The sequence below is a fragment of the Bacteroides salyersiae genome (assembly GCF_031172035.1).
Classification (GTDB): Bacteria; Bacteroidota; Bacteroidia; order Bacteroidales; family Bacteroidaceae; genus Bacteroides; species Bacteroides salyersiae.
This window is the reverse complement of the sequence record NZ_CP133452.1, coordinates 2,909,650-2,930,853: the sequence shown is the minus strand read 5'-3', so window position 1 is coordinate 2,930,853 and position 21,204 is coordinate 2,909,650. Positions and strand designations below refer to the sequence as shown.

Here is a 21,204-nt window from a genome sequence, read left to right as displayed (position 1 = left end):
AGTAATCAAGTAGTCAAGTAGTTAAGGGAAATATATTAGACAAAACATTTCTACTTAACTACTTACTACTTGACTACTTACTACTTGACTACTGAACTACTGAATTAACAGTTTTGATGATCGTCTTACTTCCTGAACGGAGGTCTTACCAGCACCGCTTTCAATTTACGTCCCCGCATATCGATAAAAATTTCTGTTCCCAACTTGCTGTATTCCGGTTTTACATATCCCATGCCGATACCGATTTTCCTCATAGGAGACATGGTTCCCGAAGTTACAATCCCTATCTTACCACCATCCTCATCTACCAATTCATATCTATGACGAGGAATGCCACGATCGATCATCTCAAAGCCAACCAATTTACGTACGGTTCCTTCGGCCTTTTGTTTCTCAAGCATCGCACGGTTAGTAAAATTCTTCCCATCCACAAATTTCGTAATCCACCCCAACCCCGCTTCAATAGGAGATGTGGTATCATCCAAATCATTGCCGTACAAGCAAAATCCCATTTCAAGCCGAAGCGTATCACGGGCACCCAGCCCGACAGGCTTGATCCCGAATTCCTCGCCAGCTTCAAAAACTGCGTTCCATATCTTATCAGCAGCGTCCGGATAGAAATACAACTCGAAACCTCCTGCACCTGTATAACCGGTATTTGAAATAATCACGTTTTTCTCCCCGGCAAACTCACCGACTTTGAACGTATAATAGGGAATATCCGAAAGATCGATATCCGTCAGTTTCTGCAAAGCAAGAATTGCTTTCGGCCCCTGAACTGCCAACTGCGCAGTACGATCCGAAGAATTTTCAAGTTCGGCTCCTTCGGTATTATGTGCAACGCACCAATTCCAATCTTTCTCAATATTAGAAGCATTGACCACTAACAGGTATTTCTGCGGATCATACTGATACACTAACAAATCATCCACAATCCCGCCTTCTTCATTCGGAAAGCAGGTATATTGCACCTTACCGGGTGCAAGTGCAGCTACGTTGTTAGAAGTAATCTTCTGCAGAAAGGGCAACGCACCGGGACCTTTCACCCAGAACTCTCCCATATGGGATACATCGAATACACCTACGGCATTGCACACCGTGAGATGTTCGTCAATAATGCCGGAATACTCGATAGGCATATTATAGCCGGCAAATTCGTGCATCTTGGCACCCAATGCAATATGTTTGTCGGTAAACGGAGTGGTTTTCATGATTTATGATTTATGAATTATGATTTATGGTTGATGAATCAAGCTTTTTGAGCAACAAGTTCCGCTATCTTCACGATCACCTTCATCGCCTTTTCCATATTCTGAACAGGCACGAATTCATAGCGACCGTGGAAATTCAATCCGCCGGCAAAGATATTGGGACAAGGCAAGCCCTTGAATGATAGCTGAGCCCCATCCGTACCACCACGAATAGGTTTCACATTCGGTTTCACTCCTACCGCTTCCATCGCTGCAAAAGCAGTATCGATAATATGCATCACAGGTTCTATCTTTTCACGCATATTATAATATTGGTCACGAAGTTCGAGCACCGCAATGTCTTCTCCGAATTCCGCATTTATTTTTCTCACCAGATGAGCCATTTCACGTTTGCGGCTTTCAAACCTCGAACGATCATGATCGCGGATTATATAAGAAAGAGTTGTCTGTTCCACATCTCCCTGAATGCCGATCAGATGATAGAACCCTTCATACCCTTCGGTATGCTCGGGCGTTTCATGACGTGGCAACATACTGATAAACTGATTGGCTATACGAATGGAATTTATCATTTTATGTCTGGCATAGCCCGGATGCACGTTACGCCCTTTGAATATGATTTTGGCCGCCGCCGCATTGAAATTCTCAAATTCCAGCTCCCCTACTTCACCGCCGTCCATCGTATAGGCCCATTCACAACCGAATTTCTCCACATCGAATTTATGTGCACCTTCACCGATTTCCTCATCAGGATTGAAACCGATACGAATTTTACCATGTTTAATTTCCGGGTGCTCTTTGAGATAAGCCATTGCAGAAACAATTTCTGCGATACCGGCCTTATCATCGGCTCCCAACAACGTTTTTCCATTGGTAACTATCAAATCTTCCCCTTTGTGGTCAAGCAATTCCGGAAATTGTGCCGGACTCAGTACTACCCGCTCTTCAGCATCAAGCACGATCTCCGAACCGTTATAATTTTCCACGATGCGCGGTGTCACATCCTTGCCACTCATATCAGGACTCGTATCCATATGGGCAATAAAACCGATAGTGGGAATTTCCTTATCCGTATTTGCCGGAAGGGTGGCGAAAAGATAACCGTGTTCGTCCAATGTAATCTCTTCCAGACCTAAAGACTCCAGTTCCGATTTCAAATACTTGGCAAAAACCATTTGTCCCGGAGTACTGGGAGTAATCCGCGTTTCTTCACTTGATTGAGTATCAAAGCTTACATACCTCAAAAAACGTTCTACTAAAGCCATATTATTTACAATTTAAAAATTCACTATTTACAATTGACAATACATTTGCCGTAAAGGTAGAAAAAGAGCCGTGAATTGACAAGCAAATCCCGGCTCTTTTTCTATAAAATGCATTTCCACCCTATCAATGGTTTCTTTTTGATAGTACAGAATATTTTTTATGATCATGTACATTCGTCATATTCCAACTGTCTGCTGAAATTTTCAGAAGATACCCAACCTTCTTAGTTCAGAGAAGACCATCTATATCTCACTCTATCCCTCGATTTTTAATAAATAATGTATTTTAATAAAAGTATCTTTATCTTATATGCTTTTTTTACCGAAATTATGTTATTTTTGCTCGCAATTAAACAACACCATGAACAAAAACAACCTGAAGCATAAATACATATCAGTTTCCATTATTTTGTTATTTGCCTTTATATGCGGACTAAATTACAAACAATGGCATGTCACTAATAACATGACAACGAAACATCTCTCTCTTATCTATTCTACTGCCAAAGATGAAATTGGACATGGTAATATCGAAGAATGTTTGCAAAAAGAGTTCAAAAACCAAGGGATTAAGGTAATATTCGATAAATTCTATCTTGGTTGCTCTCATTCTAACCGAACAGAAGAAACCGGATGTATTGAAAAATACCTCGAATTGCTTAAAAATAAATCCATAGACCTTATTTTGCCCATAGGAGATCAGGCGACCGATGCTTTATTATCTACCCATCACCGACTATTATCCTCTATTCCCGTGGTAGCTTGCAATGTGCATTTCCCCAATGAAAAATTGATAGCGGAATATGATTTGCAGAAAGTGTATATATTACGTGATACTCCCGACTTAAAGCGCAATATGGATTTCATTAAAACACTACACCCTCATACCGGCTTAGAGATCTTTTATAATATAGATATGACTGCTATGGGACGTGAGTCTTTTGATATGCTCACCCACGTAGTTGAACGAAAAAACGTAAAGTTTTTAGGATATCAGAAAGAATTTACACAAGAGTCCGATTACGAGAAGCTATGGAAAATGATCGCGTACTTCAATTTAATACCCGGCATCACAAATGACAGTTTAGCAATGAACAAGCTGACTGTCAGCCTTTGTCCGTTCCGTTATATAAAAGGAGCCTCTTTGCTGATCATGCTCGAACGCTCGAGACGCATACAGGAAGACCAAGTCTTTTTACTGGATAAATTCGATAGGATGGCTATTCCGATGGTGAATGCCTTGAACATTCCTTCTTTCAGTTGTATTCGTGAAGGATTTAATGAAAAAGCCAAAATTGTAGGCGGATATATGGCCACGAAAGAGATCTCGGCAAAAGCGGCTGTCGACTTAAGTGTCCGTCTTCTGAATAAAGAGAAAACAGGCATGCCTAAAATAAGGGATCTGAACAAAGAATATGTGCTGGATTGGACTTATTTTTCCGAATATGCAGGGCATATGCACAATGTCCCCCAAAATGTCCGCATCATTAATTATCCGTTTTATGCCCATTACCAAAAGGAGCTTTATTTATTGGGGACATTGTTTGTCCTAACTTTCATTTTGATTTCCATTATTTTACTGCGCATGCACCGGCGTTCACTAATAGAACACAAAAATCTTCAAATGCTGGAAGAGGTTCAAAAGCGACTGAGTCTCTCTATGGATGGAGGACAAATCACGCTTTGGAATATTCAGGACGACATTATTGAGTTCGACGGCAATTACGGTTACCCAATGGGACTTGAACAACGAAAATTCACCAAGGATGATTTCCGGACATATATACATCCGGATGATATTCCGTTGCTGAGTTCGTTTTATGAGACGCTGCACCAATCTCCCAATATGCAAATACAACGTATTCGTTTCTGTTTCGATAAGGAGAAAGAAGACTACCAATGGTTTGAACTCCGATGCAGCAGCCTGAAAGATGCACAAGGAAAAATTATGATGGCGGGTATCATGCAGAATATCCAGAAACAGACAGAACACGAAGAACAACTCATATTGGCAAAGCAGATAGCAGAAAAAGCAGAACTAAAGCAATCGTTTCTCAATAATATGAGCCATGAGATCCGTACTCCACTAAATGCCATCGTGGGTTTCACGAATTTACTGGTAGGCGAAGAAGCCGACAAATTAGATCCGGAAGAAAAAGCAACCATGCTCGAACTGGTGAATCATAATAACGATTTACTATTGAAGTTAGTCAATGACGTATTGGAAATGTCTCGCATGGATTCCGGTATCACCTTTTTCGAAATGGAAGAATGTAACTTGACAGAGGTAATAAAAGAGATCTATATGACCCACCAAGGACTGATACAGACCTCTTTAAATTTTTATCTTGAACTCGATGAAAGTGTTTCGTTACCTGTCAACACGGATCGTCTCCGCTTCACCCAAGTTATCTCCAATCTCTTGAATAATGCCAATAAGTTCACCAGCAAAGGGGAAATAACATTAGGATGTAAATTAGATAAGACCCATCATGAGGTACGCGTTTATGTAAAAGATACCGGCAAAGGTATCGATGAAAAAGAACTCCTCATGATTTTCGACCGCTTCTATAAAATTAATGAGTTCGAGCAGGGCAGCGGTTTAGGACTTTCCATCTGTAAAGTGATTATCGAACGGTTGGGAGGACACATAGAAGTACAGTCAGAAGTAGATAAAGGCAGTTGTTTCACGGTAATTCTATCTTTGGCAAATGCGATATAGTCTGCATAATGGAGATTTTAAAAGAAAAAAAAACAAACAATGAAAAGCAAAATGAAATCCTGGCAGGAATGGTTGTTATTTAGCAGCGTAATGATTTTGGTCTTTATGCTTGGAATAGGCATCTCATCCTTACTGGAGTCCAGAAAAGAAATAGCGACCATCACTTACACTCAGAAAGTAAAGATAACCGGCGTAGAAGCACGTAGCCCTCTTTTCAGCAAAAGCTATCCCCGCGAATACCAGACGTGGGCAGATACGGTAACGACTCATTCCCTGAGCGATTTCCGAAGAGATTTTTCCGTAGATATTTTAACACAACGTCCCGAGATGGTGGTATTATGGGCCGGTTACACCTTTTCAAAAGATTATTCCACTCCGCGCGGACATATGTATGCACTGAATGATGCCATCCATTCTCTCCGTACCGGTGCGCCCATGAAAGCGGCTGACGGTCCGCAACCCTCTTCGTGCTGGGCATGCAAAAGCCCGGATGTCCCCCGATTGATGCAAACGATCGGTGTAGATTCTTTCTACCGTCAAAAATGGGCGGCATTGGGTAGTGAGATAGTAAACCCTGTGGGGTGTGCAGATTGTCATGAACCGGAAAACATGAATCTGCATATCAGCCGTCCGGCACTTATTGAAGCGTTCAGTCGTCAAGGCAAGGATGTAAACAAAGCTTCTCCACAGGAAATGCGCTCATTGGTATGCGCCCAATGCCATGCGGAATATTATTTCCAAGGAGATGAAAAACGGCTGACCTTTCCTTGGGATAAAGGTCTCACGGTAGAAAACATAGAAAAATATTACGATGAAGCTGATTTTACCGACTACATTCATAAGTTGAGCCGTGCACGTATGTTGAAAGCCCAGCACCCCGATTATGAAATATTCCGCATGGGTATCCATGCTCAGCGTGGGGTATCATGCGCCGATTGCCATATGCCATATGACGAAGAAGGGGGTATAAAGTACAGTGACCATCATATCCAAAATCCACTGGCAGTGGTGGAACGTACTTGCCAAACTTGCCACCGCGACAATAAGGAAACACTTCGTCATAACGTATATGAACGACAGCAGAAAGCTGATGAACTGCGCAATCTATTGGAAAAGGAATTGACTACAGCGCATATCGAAGCCAAGTTTGCCTGGGACAAAGGAGCTACCGAAAACGAAATGCAAGAAGCATTGACATATATTCGCCAGGCACAATGGAGATGGGATTTCGGGGTTTCTTCTCATGGCGCTTCTTTCCATGCTCCACAAGAGACCATGCGGATCTTAGGGCATGGGCTGGACAAAGCATACAAGGCACGCATGGCTATCGCCAAAGTTCTGATACGGCATGGATATTCCGATGATGTGCCGTTACCGGATATTTCCACCAAACAAAAAGCCCAGCAATATATCGGTTTGGACATTTCTACCGAAAAGGCAGCTAAAGAAAAATTCTTGAAAGAGGTGATCCCGATGTGGATACAGGAGGCGAAAGAGAATAAACGTATTGCAGGCATGTAACCCGCTTTTACAATTCGATCTTATATCATATATTAAGAAGTGCATGCTTCTACAACCCTGTAGAAAACATGCACTTTTCAATCTATATTTTAATTTCCAGATTCCTAAAAATGGCTGCTACCATCAAAACAATGGGTACAAACCTGGCATTTGGGTAGACCGATAGCCTCTATCAAAGTTTCCAGTGTATTGAACTTCAATGAAGAAAGCCCGAAACGCTCGGCAATGACACTCACCATCTTCTCGTATTCCGGCGAACCGGTAGTGGCATATTTCTCAAGATTCTTGTTCTCGTCTCCTTCAAGTTCTTTAATAATGCGCCGGGTAATTAACTCAAGTGCATTTTTAGAAGCAGTAAAACCGACAAAAGGACAGGCATAAATCAACGGAGGGCAAGCAATGCGCATGTGTACTTCTTTCGCTCCATAATCGTAAAGTACTTTCACATTATCACGCAATTGAGTTCCACGTACAATGGAGTCGTCACAAAACAACAGACGTTTACCATTGAGCATGGCACGATTCGGTATCAGCTTCATCTTTGCCACGAGTGAACGCATCTCCTGATTACTCGGAGTAAAGCTACGCGGCCAGGTAGGTGTATATTTGGAAATAGCCCGATGATACGGCACTCCTTTCCCCTCTGCATATCCCAATGCCATACCGACACCCGAATCGGGAATACCGCATGCACAATCCACCTCGAACTCATCTTTCTGTCCCATCTTCAAACCACTGGTGAAACGGACTTCTTCCACATTACGTCCTTCATAACAAGAGGTAGGAAAACCATAGTATACCCACAGGAAAGAACAGATCTGCATTCCTTCGTCCGGCTTACGCAACTGTGTGATTCCATCGGCACGCAAATGCACTATTTCACCCGGTCCCAAATACCTTTCTATCTCATAATCCAGATTCGGAAAACTACTTGACTCACTGGTAGCAGCATACGCTCCCTCTTTTTTGCCTATCACCACCGGCGTACGCCCCCACCGGTCGCGTGCAGCAATGATACCGTCTTCTGTAAGCAGAAGCATGGAGCAAGAACCTTTGATATGCTTATACACATTCTCGATACCTTCTACAAAAGTTTTTCCCTGAATGATAAGTAAAGCGATCAGCTCTGTTTGATTGGTACTGCTGGAACTCAGTTCAGCGAAATGCATATTTTTGGAGAGTAGTTCGTTTTCTAATTCTTGAAGGTTGACGATTTTTGCGACTGTAACGATGGCGAAGCGCCCGAGATGAGAATTGATAACGATAGGTTGTGCGTCTGTGTCGCTGATGATGCCGATCCCGGCATTGCCTTTGAATTTATCCAGATCGGATTCAAACTTGGTACGAAAATATGAACTTTCCAGATTGTGAATGGAACGGATAAACCCTTGCTCTTTACTATAGGTCGCAAGACCGCCCCGTTTTGTCCCCAAATGTGAATTATAATCTGTGCCGTAGAACAAATCGGTCACACAGGCCCTTTGTGAGACTGTTCCGAAAAAACCTCCCATATAAGATTCTTTTTAATTAGTGTTAGTTTTGAAAAAGATTGTGCAAAAGTACAAAAAAGAATCTGACCGGAAAAGAAATTATGAATAATGTGCCTATTGAATAATTTGCCAATGTGTCAATGTGCCAATATGCCAATTAAAAGAATGTACTCATTAATAATGTGTCAATGTGCCAATGCATTAATGCCAATGTGCCAATCAACCGGCAAAATGAGAGCGCAGCTAATTGGCACATTGGCATATTGGCAAATTGACTAATTATTTAAATTTCTTCATTTTCTTATCTGCCGGAGTAGCTTCGATTATGCTCATTGCAAAACCACCGCTACGGGCAAGTTTAGTAGAAATCTTTGTTTTGTTGGTTACCAATCCTTTTTTTATCTGGTAGGAAGTAGGATTGGATTCATAATCGGCATCTTTTCCATCGGCATAAAGAGTGGCTACATATTGTTTCCCCGGATCCAAAAAGTCTAACGTGAAAGTTGCTGTACGGGCATTTTCATCGGTAATGCCCCCCACAAACCAATTATTAGTGCCTTTCGCCTTACGGGCTACGGTAATGTAATCTCCCGGTTCGGCTTCCAGATATTTGCTATCGTCCCAGTCCACTGCCACGTCTTTGATAAACTGGAAGGCATCCATGTGACGTTCATAGCTTTCGGGAAGATCGGCTGCCATCTGGAGCGGACTGTACAACGTCAGATAAAGAGCCAACTGTTTAGCCAGCGTAGTATGTACAAAGCTATGCTCTCCCGTCAGAAAAGAGAGTTGCGTATCGAAGATACCCGGAGTGTAGTCCATCGGGCCGCCAATCTGTCGGGTAAAAGGAAGCAGTGTGGTATGGAAAGGTTTGCTGCCGCCAAATGCTTCGTATTCGGTACCACGGGCAGATTCATTACCGATAAGATTCGGATAAGTACGGCACAGTCCGGTAGGCCGAACGGCTTCATGGGCATTTACACAAATCTTATAATCGGCGGCTTTGGTCACTGCATAGAGATAGTGATTGTTCATCCACTGTCCGTAATGATGTTCACCACGTGGGATGATATTACCCACATAACCACTCTTCACTGCATTATATCCATTGTCCACCATGAACTGATAAGCCTTGTCCATATGGCGTTCGTAATTACGTACGGAAGCAGAAGTTTCGTGGTGCATCATCAACTTCACACCTTTGCTGGCAGCATAGGCATTCAGCATCTTCACATCAAAATCGGGATACGGAGTCACAAAATCGAATACATAATCTTTTGATTGGCCGAACCAGTCTTCCCAACCTTCGTTCCAGCCTTCTACCAATACCTGGTCGAATCCGTGCTCGGCTGCAAAGTCAATATAGCGTTTCACATTTTCGTTGTTGGCACCGTGCTTGCCGTTAGGTTTCGTTTTTGAATAATCCGTTTCGCCTAATTTTACGGAAGGTACATCATCCGTGTAAGCCCAACTGCTTTTTCCGGTAATCATTTCCCACCATACACCTACGTATTTCACCGGTTTAATCCAAGAAACATCTTCATATGCACAGGGTTCGTTCAGATTAAGGGTCAATTTGGAAGCAAGGATGTCGCGGGCATCATCACTTACAATCACCGTACGCCACGGAGATTTGCAAGGAGCCTGCATATATCCTTTATCTCCCACGGCATCAGGAGTCAGCCATGATTCGAATACGAGATTCTTGTCGTCCAGATTCAAGTGCATACAAGAGTAATCTACCAAAGCGGCTTCATGCAGGTTGATGTAAAGACCATCGGCCGTTTTCATCTGCAAAGAGGTCTGTACGCCTGTCGGTGAAAAGGAGGTCTGTGAAGCATTGCCGGTAATAGCGCCTTTCATCAATCCGCGAATCTCCGAAAGCTTGGATTCTGTATAGTCATATTCTTGCGTGTCATAGTCACCGGGAATCCAGAAAGCTGTATGATCACCCGTCATGGCAAACTGCGAATGTTCTTCCTTGATCACGAAATAATTCAGATTCTTCTGCAATGGAAATTCGTAACGAAATCCCAAGCCATCATCGTACAAACGGAAACGGATAACAATGTTGCGATCCTGCGCTTTCTGATCCAGCGTCACAGCTAACTCATTGTAGTGATTGCGAATGGATTTCACCTCTCCCCAAACCGGTTCCCAAGTTTCATCAAAAGTGCCGGTTTTCACGTCGGCCAGTGTGAATCCGCTCATCAGTCCGGGATCATTCTTTAACTCCAATCCAAGCTTGGACGGTTTGATTACCTCCTTATTCTTATAAGAAAGTTCGTACACCGGTTCGCCTTGCGCGTTTACCGTAAAACTAAGTTTCAAAAGCCCGTTAGGAGAAGTAATACTTTCGGCCATAGTTGCTGTACTTATTAATAATAAGGAAAGCAGCAAGAAAGCCATTTTAGTGGTTAGTGTTTTCATGTGATTCATGATATGAATTTAATAAATTAATAATCGTATGGCAAAGATAAGCAGGAAACATTCAGGTTCGTCCCGCATATAAACGGAATATAAAAGAAATATCTGAAAACGTTTGCATAAACTTCTTACTATTAATAAGATAATAGAGAATAAAAAAGAGTGAAATATAAATCGAATAACAGGAAAATTTAATGATAACAGGAAAATAGCGGCGAATTTACATTAAATAAACAAGCATATAAATGTTTATATTTCGGATACAAGAAACAGGAAGGAAAGAAATAAAAGCACAATTTACACATCAAAAATAAGAGACATTTCCATCATCAGACAATCATTTGAATATCAACATATTAAACAAACCATTATTTCCCTCTACGAGAATCGACCCGTTCCCCGTAGAGAAACACATCGAGTCTCGTAGAGGAACGAACCTTTTCTCGGTGAGGAACCGACCGGATATTTATATAATATGACAAACACTTTAAGGACAGAAATAAAAGCATGTATACACTGTAACAAAATAAGAAATAAGGAAAGAGACATACACTTTACTTCAATGCTGTTTTAATAAAGGATATTCGACTAACATAATTTTCAGACATCCAAAGAAATGATTAAAGTCGTTTGATTGACAAGCCACCAAAACCTCTTTTTTTGCGAAATACAATCATTCCAGCACACCGATTTTCATAATTTCCTCTTCGAAGTTTTCCCGGTTGATAGCCCTGTTTTTCACTTTGTTCCGATAGGTATAAATCGTATTGATGGAATAATGAAGAAAGTTAGCAATTTTAGAACTGTCGTCAATGCCCAAACGGATAATTGCAAAAATTCTCAGTTCGGTATTCAACAGTTCACCCGGCTTCATTATAAAACGTTCTTCCGGTTGCAACAATCGATTGAACTCTGTTACAAAATCAGGATACAGGTGCAGGAAAGCATTGTCGAAGTTGGCATAAAATTCCTTTTGCTCCATTCCGGCAAACTGTGAAGATTTTGTAAGTTTAAGCAATTCCTCTGTTTGTCCGGCAGTGATTTTACGATTTACCGTACGACGAAAATTATCCAGTTTTTCAATATAAAGGGAGCAAAGATTAAGGAAATGTCCGATATATTCTTCTTTTATGTGATTGGCCTGCCGCAAATGACGCCGGGCAACAGAAAGTTTCTTCACCTGCTTGTATATCAGAACGACCGATATGATCAGGAAAACGGAAAGCAGGCTGACTATGATCAGAAAAAGAACCAATTGACAACGCTGGCGCTCTATCTGCAACTTATAGGCAGCATCTATCACAGGAAGCATACCCGAAATCTCGATGGTACGTAAACGCGCGTTACAGAAAATGGCATCTTCGAGCGAACGCTTGATATAATGATAAGCACGGGTTATATCACCTTGCCCGTAAAGAACAAAAGCCAGACTGGGCAAGGCGGCATTCTCCTTAACCGATGCCTTTATATCCGAAATGGTGGAGAGTATCAGATACTTTTCATACTCTTCCGGACGACCCTCGTCCCGATACAACTGTGCCAACGAAAAAGCCGCACGGGCAAAAACATTCGATTCCTCCGGCTGACTATGTACCAATTCCTGAAATATTTTTTTAGCCTGCATGTACTGACGGGTAGCGACAAAGCGTTCGGCTTCATAAAGACGGTACTCGGGTAAAGCAGGCGAAAGAACGGTCAATAGCGAATCCCTGTATTTATTTTGGAGTGCTGCATACTTTGCAACATAGGCGCTATCGTGAGAATAACTGGCCAGAAAAGAATTCAACTGCCGCCCGCAATTATAAAAAGCCGGTAACAAACTATCGGGAAGCGTGGTACGATTGATGCCGTGCAACCTGTCCCAAGCCTCTTTATACATTCCGGAAACAGACAAGACAGATACCTGGCAAAGCCGGATCTCATCCACCCAAGAGACATTATGCAAAGAATCGGCTATCGACAAACTACGGTCGAAATATGCCATGGCCGAATCCGATACAAAAAGTTCATACTCCGTCCCTAACCTTTTATTAAGACGGAATTTTTGTTGCAAAGTCAACGACGGCCGGGCCAGTAGCCGTTTCAAACTATCGATACGGCCTTCTTTTTGCTTCATATATATCTGTTGCTGGCCCAATACCTTGTCCAACCGAACGAGAATGGTATCCGTTCCCTTACCCGCACACACGGAAAGAACGCCCCAAAAAAGTGATATCATTACAACAACCAATCGTCTCATAGCCTGTTTTTTCGCATAAGCGTTCAAAAGTACAAAATTTATCCCAAAATATCCCCTCCTTTGCCATATGAAATGCAGGCAGCCCTTCAACATCCTACAAATAAATTTGTTTTCGCTTTCGGTTTGTTGTACTTTTGCCTAAACTTGTATGCATAAAAAATGAAAGAAGCAATTTATATATTCATTGGAGGCGGTGCCGGAAGCGTACTCCGCTATCTGGCGCAAATAGGACTCAACGAACGGATGTCCGGCATCGGATTCCCGTTTTCATGGGGGACGTTTGCCGTAAACATCATCGGGAGTTTCTTTATCGGCCTGTTCTATTCCGTATCCGAGCGCTGGAACCTGCCTATGGAAATGAGACTCTTTCTCACAACAGGCCTATGCGGGGGCTTTACCACATTTTCCACTTTCTCCAATGACGGGCTAAGCCTGCTGAAAGGAGAGTTTTACGGCACCTTCCTACTCTATTTTTTCCTAAGCGTTGTTTTGGGATTAGTAGCCGTACTGGCCGGTGGATTCACCGGGAAATTATTAGGATAACTTAAAAAAAGAGATAGAGAGAATGAGAACGACTAAAACTGCCAAAGCGTCCATTATACGCATCGCACCTCCCATTGTGGAAGAACCATCCGAAAGTCTCGAACCATTGAAAGAACTCTTCGAAAAAGAAGAAACCGCATACCGGCTTTCCTTCACCAAAAGTATGGAAACGGGAATCTACGCTTCCTACCGGAGTATCAAAGAGTGTGCTTTCAGTAACATCACTTTTATTGATTCCGCTTTCAAATCGGCCCAAATATCCGATGTTGTTTTCCGGCAATGCGATTTCTCCAACATCTCTTTCGCCGGAAGTTCCTTCTACCGGGTAGAGTTCATCGACTGCAAATTGATGGGAACCAATTTCGGAGAGTCTACATTCAATCATGTACGGATGATAAATTGCAACAGCCGGTACATCAACCTCGCCATGAGCAAAACGAACCAGATGCAATTTAGCCGGTGTGACTTACAGAACGGCAGCCTTAACGATTGCCGCTTACAAGCGACCGCATTCGAACACTGTTCGCTGATACAAGCAGACTTCTCGCATACGCGTCTGCGGAACATAGACTTGCGTACTTCGCGTATCAATGGCCTGCAAATCAATATTTCCGACCTGCAAGGCGCAATCGTCAGTTCCATACAGGCAATGGAGTTACTTCCATTGTTGGGAGTAGTCATCAATGACGACTTCCAACAGTAAATAATTTCCCCAAACATTAGTGAACAAACAGGCGTACCTGTTGCCCAATTTCAAAATTTATCAGTTTATAACTTTCATTATAACACCGGGAAGCGAACCAATTCCCTCCTTTCATTGTTATTTAAATACTAACTAATAGGGAACAAAACAGGGCAGAATTACCTATTCATAGTGATTCCCCACTTCCCGGATAGTGAGTACATTTGCAAGTATCTAAAATATAAGAGAAACAATGAAAATAGAAAAAATTATCGGACGTGAAATCCTCGACTCCAGAGGTAACCCCACAGTGGAAGTAGACGTAGTATTGGAATCAGGTATCATGGGACGTGCATCCGTTCCATCAGGTGCGTCAACCGGTGAACACGAAGCACTGGAATTGCGTGACGGTGACAAAAAACGTTACGGTGGAAAAGGTGTACTGAAAGCCGTAGAAAACGTAAACAATATTATCGCCCCGCATCTTATCGGCATGTCTTCTCTCGACCAGATGGGTATCGACCATGCCATGCTGGCACTGGACGGAACAAAAACCAAATCGAATCTGGGCGCTAATGCCATCCTCGGCGTATCACTTGCCGTAGCCAAAGCAGCAGCCAGCTATCTCGATATTCCTCTTTACAGATATATCGGTGGAACCAATACTTATGTATTGCCTGTTCCGATGATGAATATTATCAATGGCGGTTCACACAGTGACGCCCCGATCGCTTTTCAAGAATTTATGATCCGCCCTGTAGGTGCAAATTCATTCAAAGAAGGATTGCGCATGGGTGCAGAAGTATTCCACGCATTGAAAAAAGTATTAAAAGATCGCGGACTTAGTACTGCCGTAGGTGATGAAGGCGGTTTCGCTCCCAACCTCGAAGGTACCGAAGATGCACTGAATTCGATCATTGCCGCCATCAAAGCTGCCGGATACGAACCGGGTAAAGATGTAATGATTGCCATGGACTGTGCTTCTTCCGAATTCTACCACAACGGCATCTACGATTATACCAAGTTCGAAGGGGACAAAGGTAAAAAACGTACAGCCGACGAACAGATAGACTATTTGGAGAAACTGATCAACGAATACCCGATCGATTCTATCGAAGACGGTATGAGCGAAAATGACTGGGAAGGTTGGAGAAAACTGACCGAACGTATCGGTAGCCGCTGCCAGTTGGTAGGTGACGACTTGTTCGTAACCAATGTAGACTTCTTGGCTATGGGTATCGAAAAAGGTTGTGCCAACTCTATCCTGATCAAAGTAAACCAAATCGGTTCATTGACAGAAACATTGAATGCCATCGAAATGGCTCATCGTCATGGTTACACTACCGTAACTTCCCACCGTTCCGGTGAAACGGAAGATGCAACGATTGCAGACATTGCCGTAGCAACCAACAGTGGACAGATCAAAACCGGTTCATTGAGCCGTTCAGACCGTATGGCCAAATACAACCAACTTCTCCGTATTGAAGAAGAACTGGGCGACCGTGCCGTATACGGATACAAACGTTTGAAATAATTAAAACTGTTTGATAGATAATAAAGAGAGGTTTAGCTTTAGGAATATATTCCGGCTAAACCTCTCTTTTTATATTAAGAAGATAAAAATCTTCATTTGATTACGAAAACGATACTTTATCAATCATCTTCCGGCCTACTCCATCACAATCTTATAAGTCTTCTGTTTTCCCGGAACTCCCGTTTCTATCCGGATCAGAACAACTTTCTCATTCAACGGACTCAAATCGAAATAGTTTCTACCTCCGGCAATCCCGTTTATTTTCTGCAATAGGGTTCCTCCCAATGTATAAAATGCCACTTTCAAGCAATCCTCAGTTTCAATAACCACACGCTTGGCCTGTTTGTCGTAATAGCAACGGACAGAAGCATCATCTACTTTCTCTAAAGAAGTAATCTGATCCCAGTCTCCTTGCTGAAATCCGGAACTCATAGACTCATTGCAAACCACAATCGTCTCTCCCATCGAACTTTGTGCCCGTTCATCCTGACTACCCCAACAACCGAAGCTCTCTTGGGCACAGACAAACCCGCACCACATTAATAATAGATACAGAATACTAATCTTTCTCATAATTAATAACCGGGATTTTGAGTTAGGTTCGGATTCTTACTGATTTCACTTTCCGGTATAGGCAACAATGAACGGAAACCCGAAATTTTTAAATAAGAGGCTGTATTTCCCAAAACCTGTAAGATAAAGCGTCCTTTACCCTCTCCATGTAGTTTATCCAAATAAATCTGTGCTACAGAATCATCCGTAAGCACTGTATCTACAGATATATTACATCCGATTTCCATAAATATTCGTTTCGCCTCTTCCATTCTCCCTGTTTTATACAATGCCACCGCATTTACCAAAAACGAATCGATCGAACTGTAAGGAGAAAGAACCGGAGTGGAGTTTTCTATTTGTCTCATCGCATTTTCCCAACGACCCAACAACAGATATGCCTGTGACATCACAAAAAAAGCATCATTTTTTGAAAAATACCCATTACCGTTTTCCACAGGTAAATATACCCCTGCTTGAGCAAGATCTTCAATAACGAAATTCAATACCTCTTCTTTATTTACACGAGAAAGATTCAATTCTTCATTCTGTATATCCAAACTCACTGGAACATCACCAAAAGTTTCTACCAATTTCATGTATGCCTCGGCACGCAATGCACGGGCTTCTCCCTTTGCCGTATTAGCCCATTCAGTTTGAGGCATGGATACCATAATCAGCATATTGGTGTGAGTAATATAAGCATACATCTCCGCCCAGATCATTTCCAACTGACGATTGGATGCCGTAAAAGTATGATTATAAAACTCAGGAAGTTCATCATTCTGTTTTACATACGAATTATCTATAGCTTTCAGTTTTTGCATCCACTGCTGCCGATTCGCATAAACCATATTCAAGAAAGATCGTGTATCCGATTCACTCTGCCATGTTGTTTCCTCACTCGTCCCCGGATCTTTACTTGTTTCCACCTTGTATTCGAAAGTATATTCTTTAGTTATTCCGGCATTGTTGGAAACTTTCAGCACCAAAGGGTAATTCTTCGACTGTACACTTTCCGAACAAGACATACGAATCTTAAAAGAAGTACCATAAACAGACTTTCCACCATACTCAACTGTATAAGTCATTCCAGCCGGACATCCTTCCAACTGCACATTGATATCTTGCTTTTCTTCGTTCAAAAAGAATACCTGCACCCATCCCCACGAATCTTCGTCGGACATCGTTTCACCATTCAATGGATTCGGCACTTCATCAAAAATCAATCTAAAGTCAGCTTTCCGCACAACTTCCCCCGATCTTGCCGCATAAAGAGCATAAGGAACAGACATCATCTGCTGAGTAGAAACTTCCGTATAATTAGAACCACCCTCTGTATCAACCTCTACCTTTACAAAATACGAATCGTCATACCACTGAATCGCGCTAAAATTGCCTTCCGAAGTACCATGCCCCAGAATCAGATTCAAAACACCGTATTTGTTGGTCAACGCCGTATGTGTTTCCATATAAACAGTTTGTCCTTCAATTCCTCCTTTCAGAATAGAGAATCGGACCGATACATTTTTCTCCGCTACAATTTGCAGTTGGGCATCCCTTATCACCGCCTGATAATTTACTCCATATGGAACTTGGGCTGAAACTGTAGCCCCTAACAATAAAAAGAATAAAATGAAAGTCGTGATTTTATTCATAACAATAATGCAATTAATATTTAAAAATTATATTGTTTGTACTGGCAAAAATACAGCATTTCATAAAATCAGCCAATAGGTTGGCTCAATCATCGTAGTAAACAAAAAAAACACCTCGGAGATACCGAGATGCTTTCTTTCATTTTGAGCCTCTTGTCGGATTCGAACCAACGACCCCGAGATTACAAATCACGTGCTCTGGCCAACTGAGCTAAAGAGGCGGGTGGGTAAGCTTACTATATCGCGCCGCTACAACCAACTACCTTTGCTGCGATCAAGCCCTGGAGGATTCGAAGGGAGCTGGCCGTATAGGACTTACCCGTTTTGCGGTTGCAAAGGTACATCTTTTTCTTTAATCTGCAATAGCTAATATACATTTTTTCTGCAAAAAAGAAACAAAGCGCTACCTTTCAACCGCTTAGCAAACAAAAAATAATTCTATCCCTACTACTTTCCGGGCTTTATTAACTTTAACAGGCTTATCTCCCCTATCAAACAATATTATTTGTACCTTTGTGCGCTATTTTAAATGAAAAAATGACAGAAAACAGAAATTACTTACAGAAATACGCCATGCATTTCGGTACATATATGGGGATGTATTGGATACTGAAATTTATTTTATTTCCGCTGGGATTCACTATTCCGTTCCTTTTGTTCTTATTTATGTGTCTTACCCTCGCGGTGCCCTTTTTAGGATATCACTATGCCAAAATGTATAGAAACAAAATATGTGGAGGCACAATCGGCTTTGCCCATGCATGTCTTTTCACCTTGTTTATGTACATGTTCGCTTCGCTGCTCGTGGCAGTGGCTCATTATATTTATTTCCAATTCATCGATCATGGATTTATCATGAATCAATATGTGAACCTGATGCAACAAGTGACGACAGAGCTTCCCGGAATGGCAAATGAAAAAGAAATGCTTAAGAATGCAATAGACAGTGCACAAGCGTTATCTCCAATCGATATAACCATGCAGCTTCTATCCAGCGATGTATTTTTTGGCAGTTTAATTGCTATTCCTACCGCACTGTTTGTGATGAAAAGAAGTAGAAACACACCTGCGGGAACGGCAGAGCCCCCACAGGGATAATTCATTAATCATAATTCATTAAAAAGATGGATATATCTGTAGTGATCCCTTTGTTCAACGAGGAGGAATCGATTCCTGAACTGTTTGCCTGGATTGAACGAGTAATGAAAGCCAATGGTTTTTCATACGAAGTCATCTTTGTCAACGATGGTAGTACGGACCGTTCGTGGGAGATTATCGAACAACTCAAAAACCAGTCTCCATTCGTAAAAGGAATAAAATTCCGCCGTAACTACGGCAAATCACCGGCCTTATACTGCGGATTCAAAGAGGCGGAAGGGGATGTTGTCATCACCATGGATGCCGACCTGCAAGATAGCCCCGATGAAATACCGGAGCTCTACCGCATGATCACAGAAGACGGTTACGACCTCGTATCCGGCTGGAAACAAAAAAGATATGATCCACTCTCCAAAACCATACCGACCAAACTATTCAATGCTACGGCCCGTAAAGTATCGGGTATCAAAAACCTGCACGACTTCAATTGCGGACTGAAAGCCTATCGCAAAGTAGTAGTAAAAAATATCGAGGTATATGGCGAAATGCACCGCTACATCCCCTATCTGGCCAAAAATGCCGGATTCAAGAAGATAGGAGAAAAAGTAGTCCATCACCAGGCACGTAAATTCGGTAAAACTAAGTTCGGTGGCTTGAACCGCTTCTTCAACGGGTATCTGGATTTAATTTCACTCTGGTTCTTATCTGCATTCGGAGTAAAACCGATGCACTTTTTCGGTCTTTTGGGTTCGCTGATGTTCATCTTCGGATTCATCTCCGTAATAATAGTGGGCGCTACCAAACTATATCATATGCACAACGGCATGGCTTACCGATTGGTGACCGACTCTCCCTATTTTTATCTGTCGCTCACAGCCATGATCATAGGAACCCAGCTATTTATGGCCGGTTTTTTAGGTGAACTGATTTCGCGCACCTCTCCGGAACGTAATAATTATCAGATAGAAAAAATAATATAAAAAGAACCCGAACCGTAAAATGATGAATATATGAAGAATTTAATCCGACTTTTTTTAATCCTCTTTGTTGCAGGTATTGCCATTGGGACGCACACTTCATGTTCCGAAGACAGTGATTGTTCCATCGCCGGACGTGCCATGATCAACTGTACGCTCTACAGGATGCCGGCTCCGTCAGAAACGATTTTACAAAATGACACGTTGGATTCATTGACGGTAACTGCCCTCGGAACCGATTCTATCATTATAAACAATCAGAAGAAAGTGCACACTTTATCACTACCTTTGCGCTTTACATCGGATTCTACCGTATTTATCTTCTATTATGCATACCGAGAAGATCCGACTTTATGTGATACGGTATACATCAAGCAGGATAATACCCCCTATTTTGAATCGATGGATTGCGGATATAGCATGAAACAAAGTATACTCGGACTTGGGCACAGCGAAGTAGAATTAGACTCCATATACATAAGTAATAAACAAGCCAACACTGATGGGACAGAAAATCTTAAGTTATTCTACCGCAATCGCGATTAGTCTGCTTCTACTCTTACCGGCAGGATTTACGGTACATGCCCAGCAACGGCCATATGTTAATCCCACTCCGAAAAGAGATCAGAAAAAAAACGTAAAGGAAGAGCCGAAGGAGATTGTTCCGTTATACAACGGTACCTATATTGGTGTGGATTTATATGGCATAGGAAGTAAACTTTTAGGAGGCGACCTTCTCAGTTCGGAGATTAACGTGGCGGTGAACTTAAAAAACATGTTTTTACCAACCGTAGACGTAGGTTTTGGCACGACAGATTCTTGGAGCGATACCGGTATTCATTATAAAAGTTCCGCTCCTTTCTTCCGTATCGGAGTAGATTATAACACCATGGCCAAGAAAAAAGAGAAAAACAGTTTTTTATATGTCGGACTTCGCTATGGTTTCAGCCATATGAAATACGATATCAGCAGTCTGGCAATACAAGACCCGGCATTCGGTGGCGAGATGGGAAATCCGAGTCAGGAAGACGGTATTTGGGGTGGTAGTGTCCCTTACGATCATCCGGGGCAAAAAGCGACTATGCAATGGTTCGAATTCGTGGCAGGAGTACGGGTACAGATTTATAAAAGTTTTTATATGGGATGGGCTGTCCGGATGAAATATAAACTCTCGGCATCAGTAAGCGAATACGGCAATCCATGGATGGTACCCGGATTCGGAAAATACAACTCTAACAACATGGGAGTGACTTACTCTTTAATATATAAATTACCTTATTAAGCA

Annotated in this window: 16 protein-coding genes and 1 tRNA gene; 9 read left to right on the top strand and 8 right to left on the bottom strand. The window is 42.1% G+C overall.

The features are described 5' to 3' along the window. Window positions 1-125: 125 nt before the first annotated feature. Entirely contained in the window at window positions 126-1,211 is a 1,086-nt protein-coding gene (gene gcvT, locus RB604_RS10705; RefSeq protein WP_055295571.1) for a glycine cleavage system aminomethyltransferase GcvT, read from the bottom strand. 38 nt (window positions 1,212-1,249) lie between these two features. Beyond that, complete coding sequence (gene pepT, locus RB604_RS10700; protein ID WP_021935438.1) at window positions 1,250-2,476, bottom strand: peptidase T; 1,227 nt, start codon at window positions 2,474-2,476, stop codon at window positions 1,250-1,252. A 361-nt stretch (window positions 2,477-2,837) separates the two neighbouring features. Here pepT and RB604_RS10695 point away from each other — a divergent pair, with 361 nt between their 5' ends. Both RB604_RS10695 and nrfA read left to right on the top strand, forming a co-directional pair. Continuing rightward, window positions 2,838-5,198, top strand: coding sequence for a sensor histidine kinase (locus tag RB604_RS10695; RefSeq protein ID WP_172680700.1), 2,361 nt, complete (start codon window positions 2,838-2,840; stop codon window positions 5,196-5,198). A gap of 39 nt (window positions 5,199-5,237) precedes the next feature. Further along, a complete protein-coding gene (nrfA, locus tag RB604_RS10690; protein WP_055295575.1) occupies window positions 5,238-6,719 on the top strand; it encodes an ammonia-forming cytochrome c nitrite reductase in 1,482 nt (493 codons plus the stop codon). Window positions 6,720-6,823: 104 nt separating this feature from the next. Here nrfA and RB604_RS10685 read toward each other — a convergent pair whose 3' ends face one another. The 3 genes from RB604_RS10685 to susR form a co-directional block, all read right to left on the bottom strand. After that, entirely contained in the window at window positions 6,824-8,230 is a 1,407-nt protein-coding gene (locus RB604_RS10685) for an amidophosphoribosyltransferase (RefSeq protein ID WP_005924409.1), read from the bottom strand. 258 nt (window positions 8,231-8,488) lie between these two features. Beyond that, entirely contained in the window at window positions 8,489-10,648 is a 2,160-nt protein-coding gene (locus tag RB604_RS10680; protein ID WP_055295578.1) for a glycoside hydrolase family 97 protein, read from the bottom strand. 661 nt (window positions 10,649-11,309) lie between these two features. Next, a complete protein-coding gene (gene susR / locus RB604_RS10675) occupies window positions 11,310-12,875 on the bottom strand; it encodes a SusR family glycan utilization regulator (protein ID WP_055295635.1) in 1,566 nt (521 codons plus the stop codon). A gap of 159 nt (window positions 12,876-13,034) precedes the next feature. On the opposite strand from susR, the gene crcB reads away from it, so the two are divergent. The 3 genes from crcB to eno all read left to right on the top strand — a co-directional run bounded on the left by crcB (window position 13,035) and on the right by eno (window position 15,634). Beyond that, a complete protein-coding gene (crcB, locus tag RB604_RS10670) occupies window positions 13,035-13,418 on the top strand; it encodes a fluoride efflux transporter CrcB (RefSeq protein ID WP_005924417.1) in 384 nt (127 codons plus the stop codon). A 22-nt stretch (window positions 13,419-13,440) separates the two neighbouring features. Beyond that, complete coding sequence (locus RB604_RS10665; RefSeq protein ID WP_007478313.1) at window positions 13,441-14,121, top strand: pentapeptide repeat-containing protein; 681 nt, start codon at window positions 13,441-13,443, stop codon at window positions 14,119-14,121. Window positions 14,122-14,353: 232 nt separating this feature from the next. Next, window positions 14,354-15,634, top strand: coding sequence for a phosphopyruvate hydratase (gene eno, locus RB604_RS10660; protein ID WP_055295581.1), 1,281 nt, complete (start codon window positions 14,354-14,356; stop codon window positions 15,632-15,634). Between the two features lie 135 nt (window positions 15,635-15,769). On the opposite strand, the gene RB604_RS10655 is transcribed toward eno, so the two are convergent. The 3 genes from RB604_RS10655 to RB604_RS10645 all read right to left on the bottom strand — a co-directional run bounded on the left by RB604_RS10655 (window position 15,770) and on the right by RB604_RS10645 (window position 18,065). Next, window positions 15,770-16,207, bottom strand: coding sequence for a hypothetical protein (locus tag RB604_RS10655; protein WP_055295582.1), 438 nt, complete (start codon window positions 16,205-16,207; stop codon window positions 15,770-15,772). A gap of 2 nt (window positions 16,208-16,209) precedes the next feature. Then, window positions 16,210-17,844, bottom strand: coding sequence for a DUF8740 domain-containing protein (locus tag RB604_RS10650; RefSeq protein ID WP_007478318.1), 1,635 nt, complete (start codon window positions 17,842-17,844; stop codon window positions 16,210-16,212). A 147-nt stretch (window positions 17,845-17,991) separates the two neighbouring features. Further along, a tRNA-Thr gene (locus RB604_RS10645) sits at window positions 17,992-18,065 on the bottom strand. A gap of 316 nt (window positions 18,066-18,381) precedes the next feature. Between RB604_RS10645 and RB604_RS10640 the strand changes: the two genes are divergently transcribed. The 4 genes from RB604_RS10640 to RB604_RS10625 are packed head-to-tail and all read left to right on the top strand — an operon-like array spanning window position 18,382 to window position 21,201. Further along, window positions 18,382-18,942: a DUF4199 domain-containing protein gene (locus RB604_RS10640; protein ID WP_005924432.1), complete on the top strand. Its 561-nt coding sequence runs from the start codon at window positions 18,382-18,384 to the stop codon at window positions 18,940-18,942. Window positions 18,943-18,968: 26 nt separating this feature from the next. Continuing rightward, window positions 18,969-19,922: a glycosyltransferase family 2 protein gene (locus tag RB604_RS10635; protein WP_007478320.1), complete on the top strand. Its 954-nt coding sequence runs from the start codon at window positions 18,969-18,971 to the stop codon at window positions 19,920-19,922. 30 nt (window positions 19,923-19,952) lie between these two features. Beyond that, a complete protein-coding gene (locus tag RB604_RS10630) occupies window positions 19,953-20,465 on the top strand; it encodes a DUF6452 family protein (protein WP_005924437.1) in 513 nt (170 codons plus the stop codon). Beyond that, window positions 20,422-21,201 (top strand): DUF6048 family protein, encoded by a 780-nt coding sequence (locus RB604_RS10625; protein ID WP_005924440.1) that lies wholly within the window; start codon window positions 20,422-20,424, stop codon window positions 21,199-21,201. Before RB604_RS10630 ends, RB604_RS10625 begins: the two co-directional genes overlap by 44 nt. Window positions 21,202-21,204 lie beyond the last annotated feature (3 nt).

Coding starts and splice junctions, on each gene's coding strand:
- pepT (WP_021935438.1), bottom strand. CDS start 2,476: ATGGCTTTAGTAGAACGTTTTTTGAGGTATGTAAGCTTTGATACTCAA.
- RB604_RS10685 (WP_005924409.1), bottom strand. CDS start 8,230: ATGGGAGGTTTTTTCGGAACAGTCTCACAAAGGGCCTGTGTGACCGAT.
- RB604_RS10635 (WP_007478320.1), top strand. CDS start 18,969: ATGGATATATCTGTAGTGATCCCTTTGTTCAACGAGGAGGAATCGATT.
- RB604_RS10630 (WP_005924437.1), top strand. CDS start 19,953: ATGAAGAATTTAATCCGACTTTTTTTAATCCTCTTTGTTGCAGGTATT.
- eno (WP_055295581.1), top strand. CDS start 14,354: ATGAAAATAGAAAAAATTATCGGACGTGAAATCCTCGACTCCAGAGGT.
- RB604_RS10625 (WP_005924440.1), top strand. CDS start 20,422: ATGGGACAGAAAATCTTAAGTTATTCTACCGCAATCGCGATTAGTCTG.
- susR (WP_055295635.1), bottom strand. CDS start 12,875: ATGAGACGATTGGTTGTTGTAATGATATCACTTTTTTGGGGCGTTCTT.
- RB604_RS10650 (WP_007478318.1), bottom strand. CDS start 17,844: ATGAATAAAATCACGACTTTCATTTTATTCTTTTTATTGTTAGGGGCT.
- RB604_RS10640 (WP_005924432.1), top strand. CDS start 18,382: ATGACAGAAAACAGAAATTACTTACAGAAATACGCCATGCATTTCGGT.
- RB604_RS10695 (WP_172680700.1), top strand. CDS start 2,838: ATGAACAAAAACAACCTGAAGCATAAATACATATCAGTTTCCATTATT.
- RB604_RS10655 (WP_055295582.1), bottom strand. CDS start 16,207: ATGAGAAAGATTAGTATTCTGTATCTATTATTAATGTGGTGCGGGTTT.
- crcB (WP_005924417.1), top strand. CDS start 13,035: ATGAAAGAAGCAATTTATATATTCATTGGAGGCGGTGCCGGAAGCGTA.
- RB604_RS10680 (WP_055295578.1), bottom strand. CDS start 10,648: ATGAATCACATGAAAACACTAACCACTAAAATGGCTTTCTTGCTGCTT.
- RB604_RS10665 (WP_007478313.1), top strand. CDS start 13,441: ATGAGAACGACTAAAACTGCCAAAGCGTCCATTATACGCATCGCACCT.
- gcvT (WP_055295571.1), bottom strand. CDS start 1,211: ATGAAAACCACTCCGTTTACCGACAAACATATTGCATTGGGTGCCAAG.
- nrfA (WP_055295575.1), top strand. CDS start 5,238: ATGAAAAGCAAAATGAAATCCTGGCAGGAATGGTTGTTATTTAGCAGC.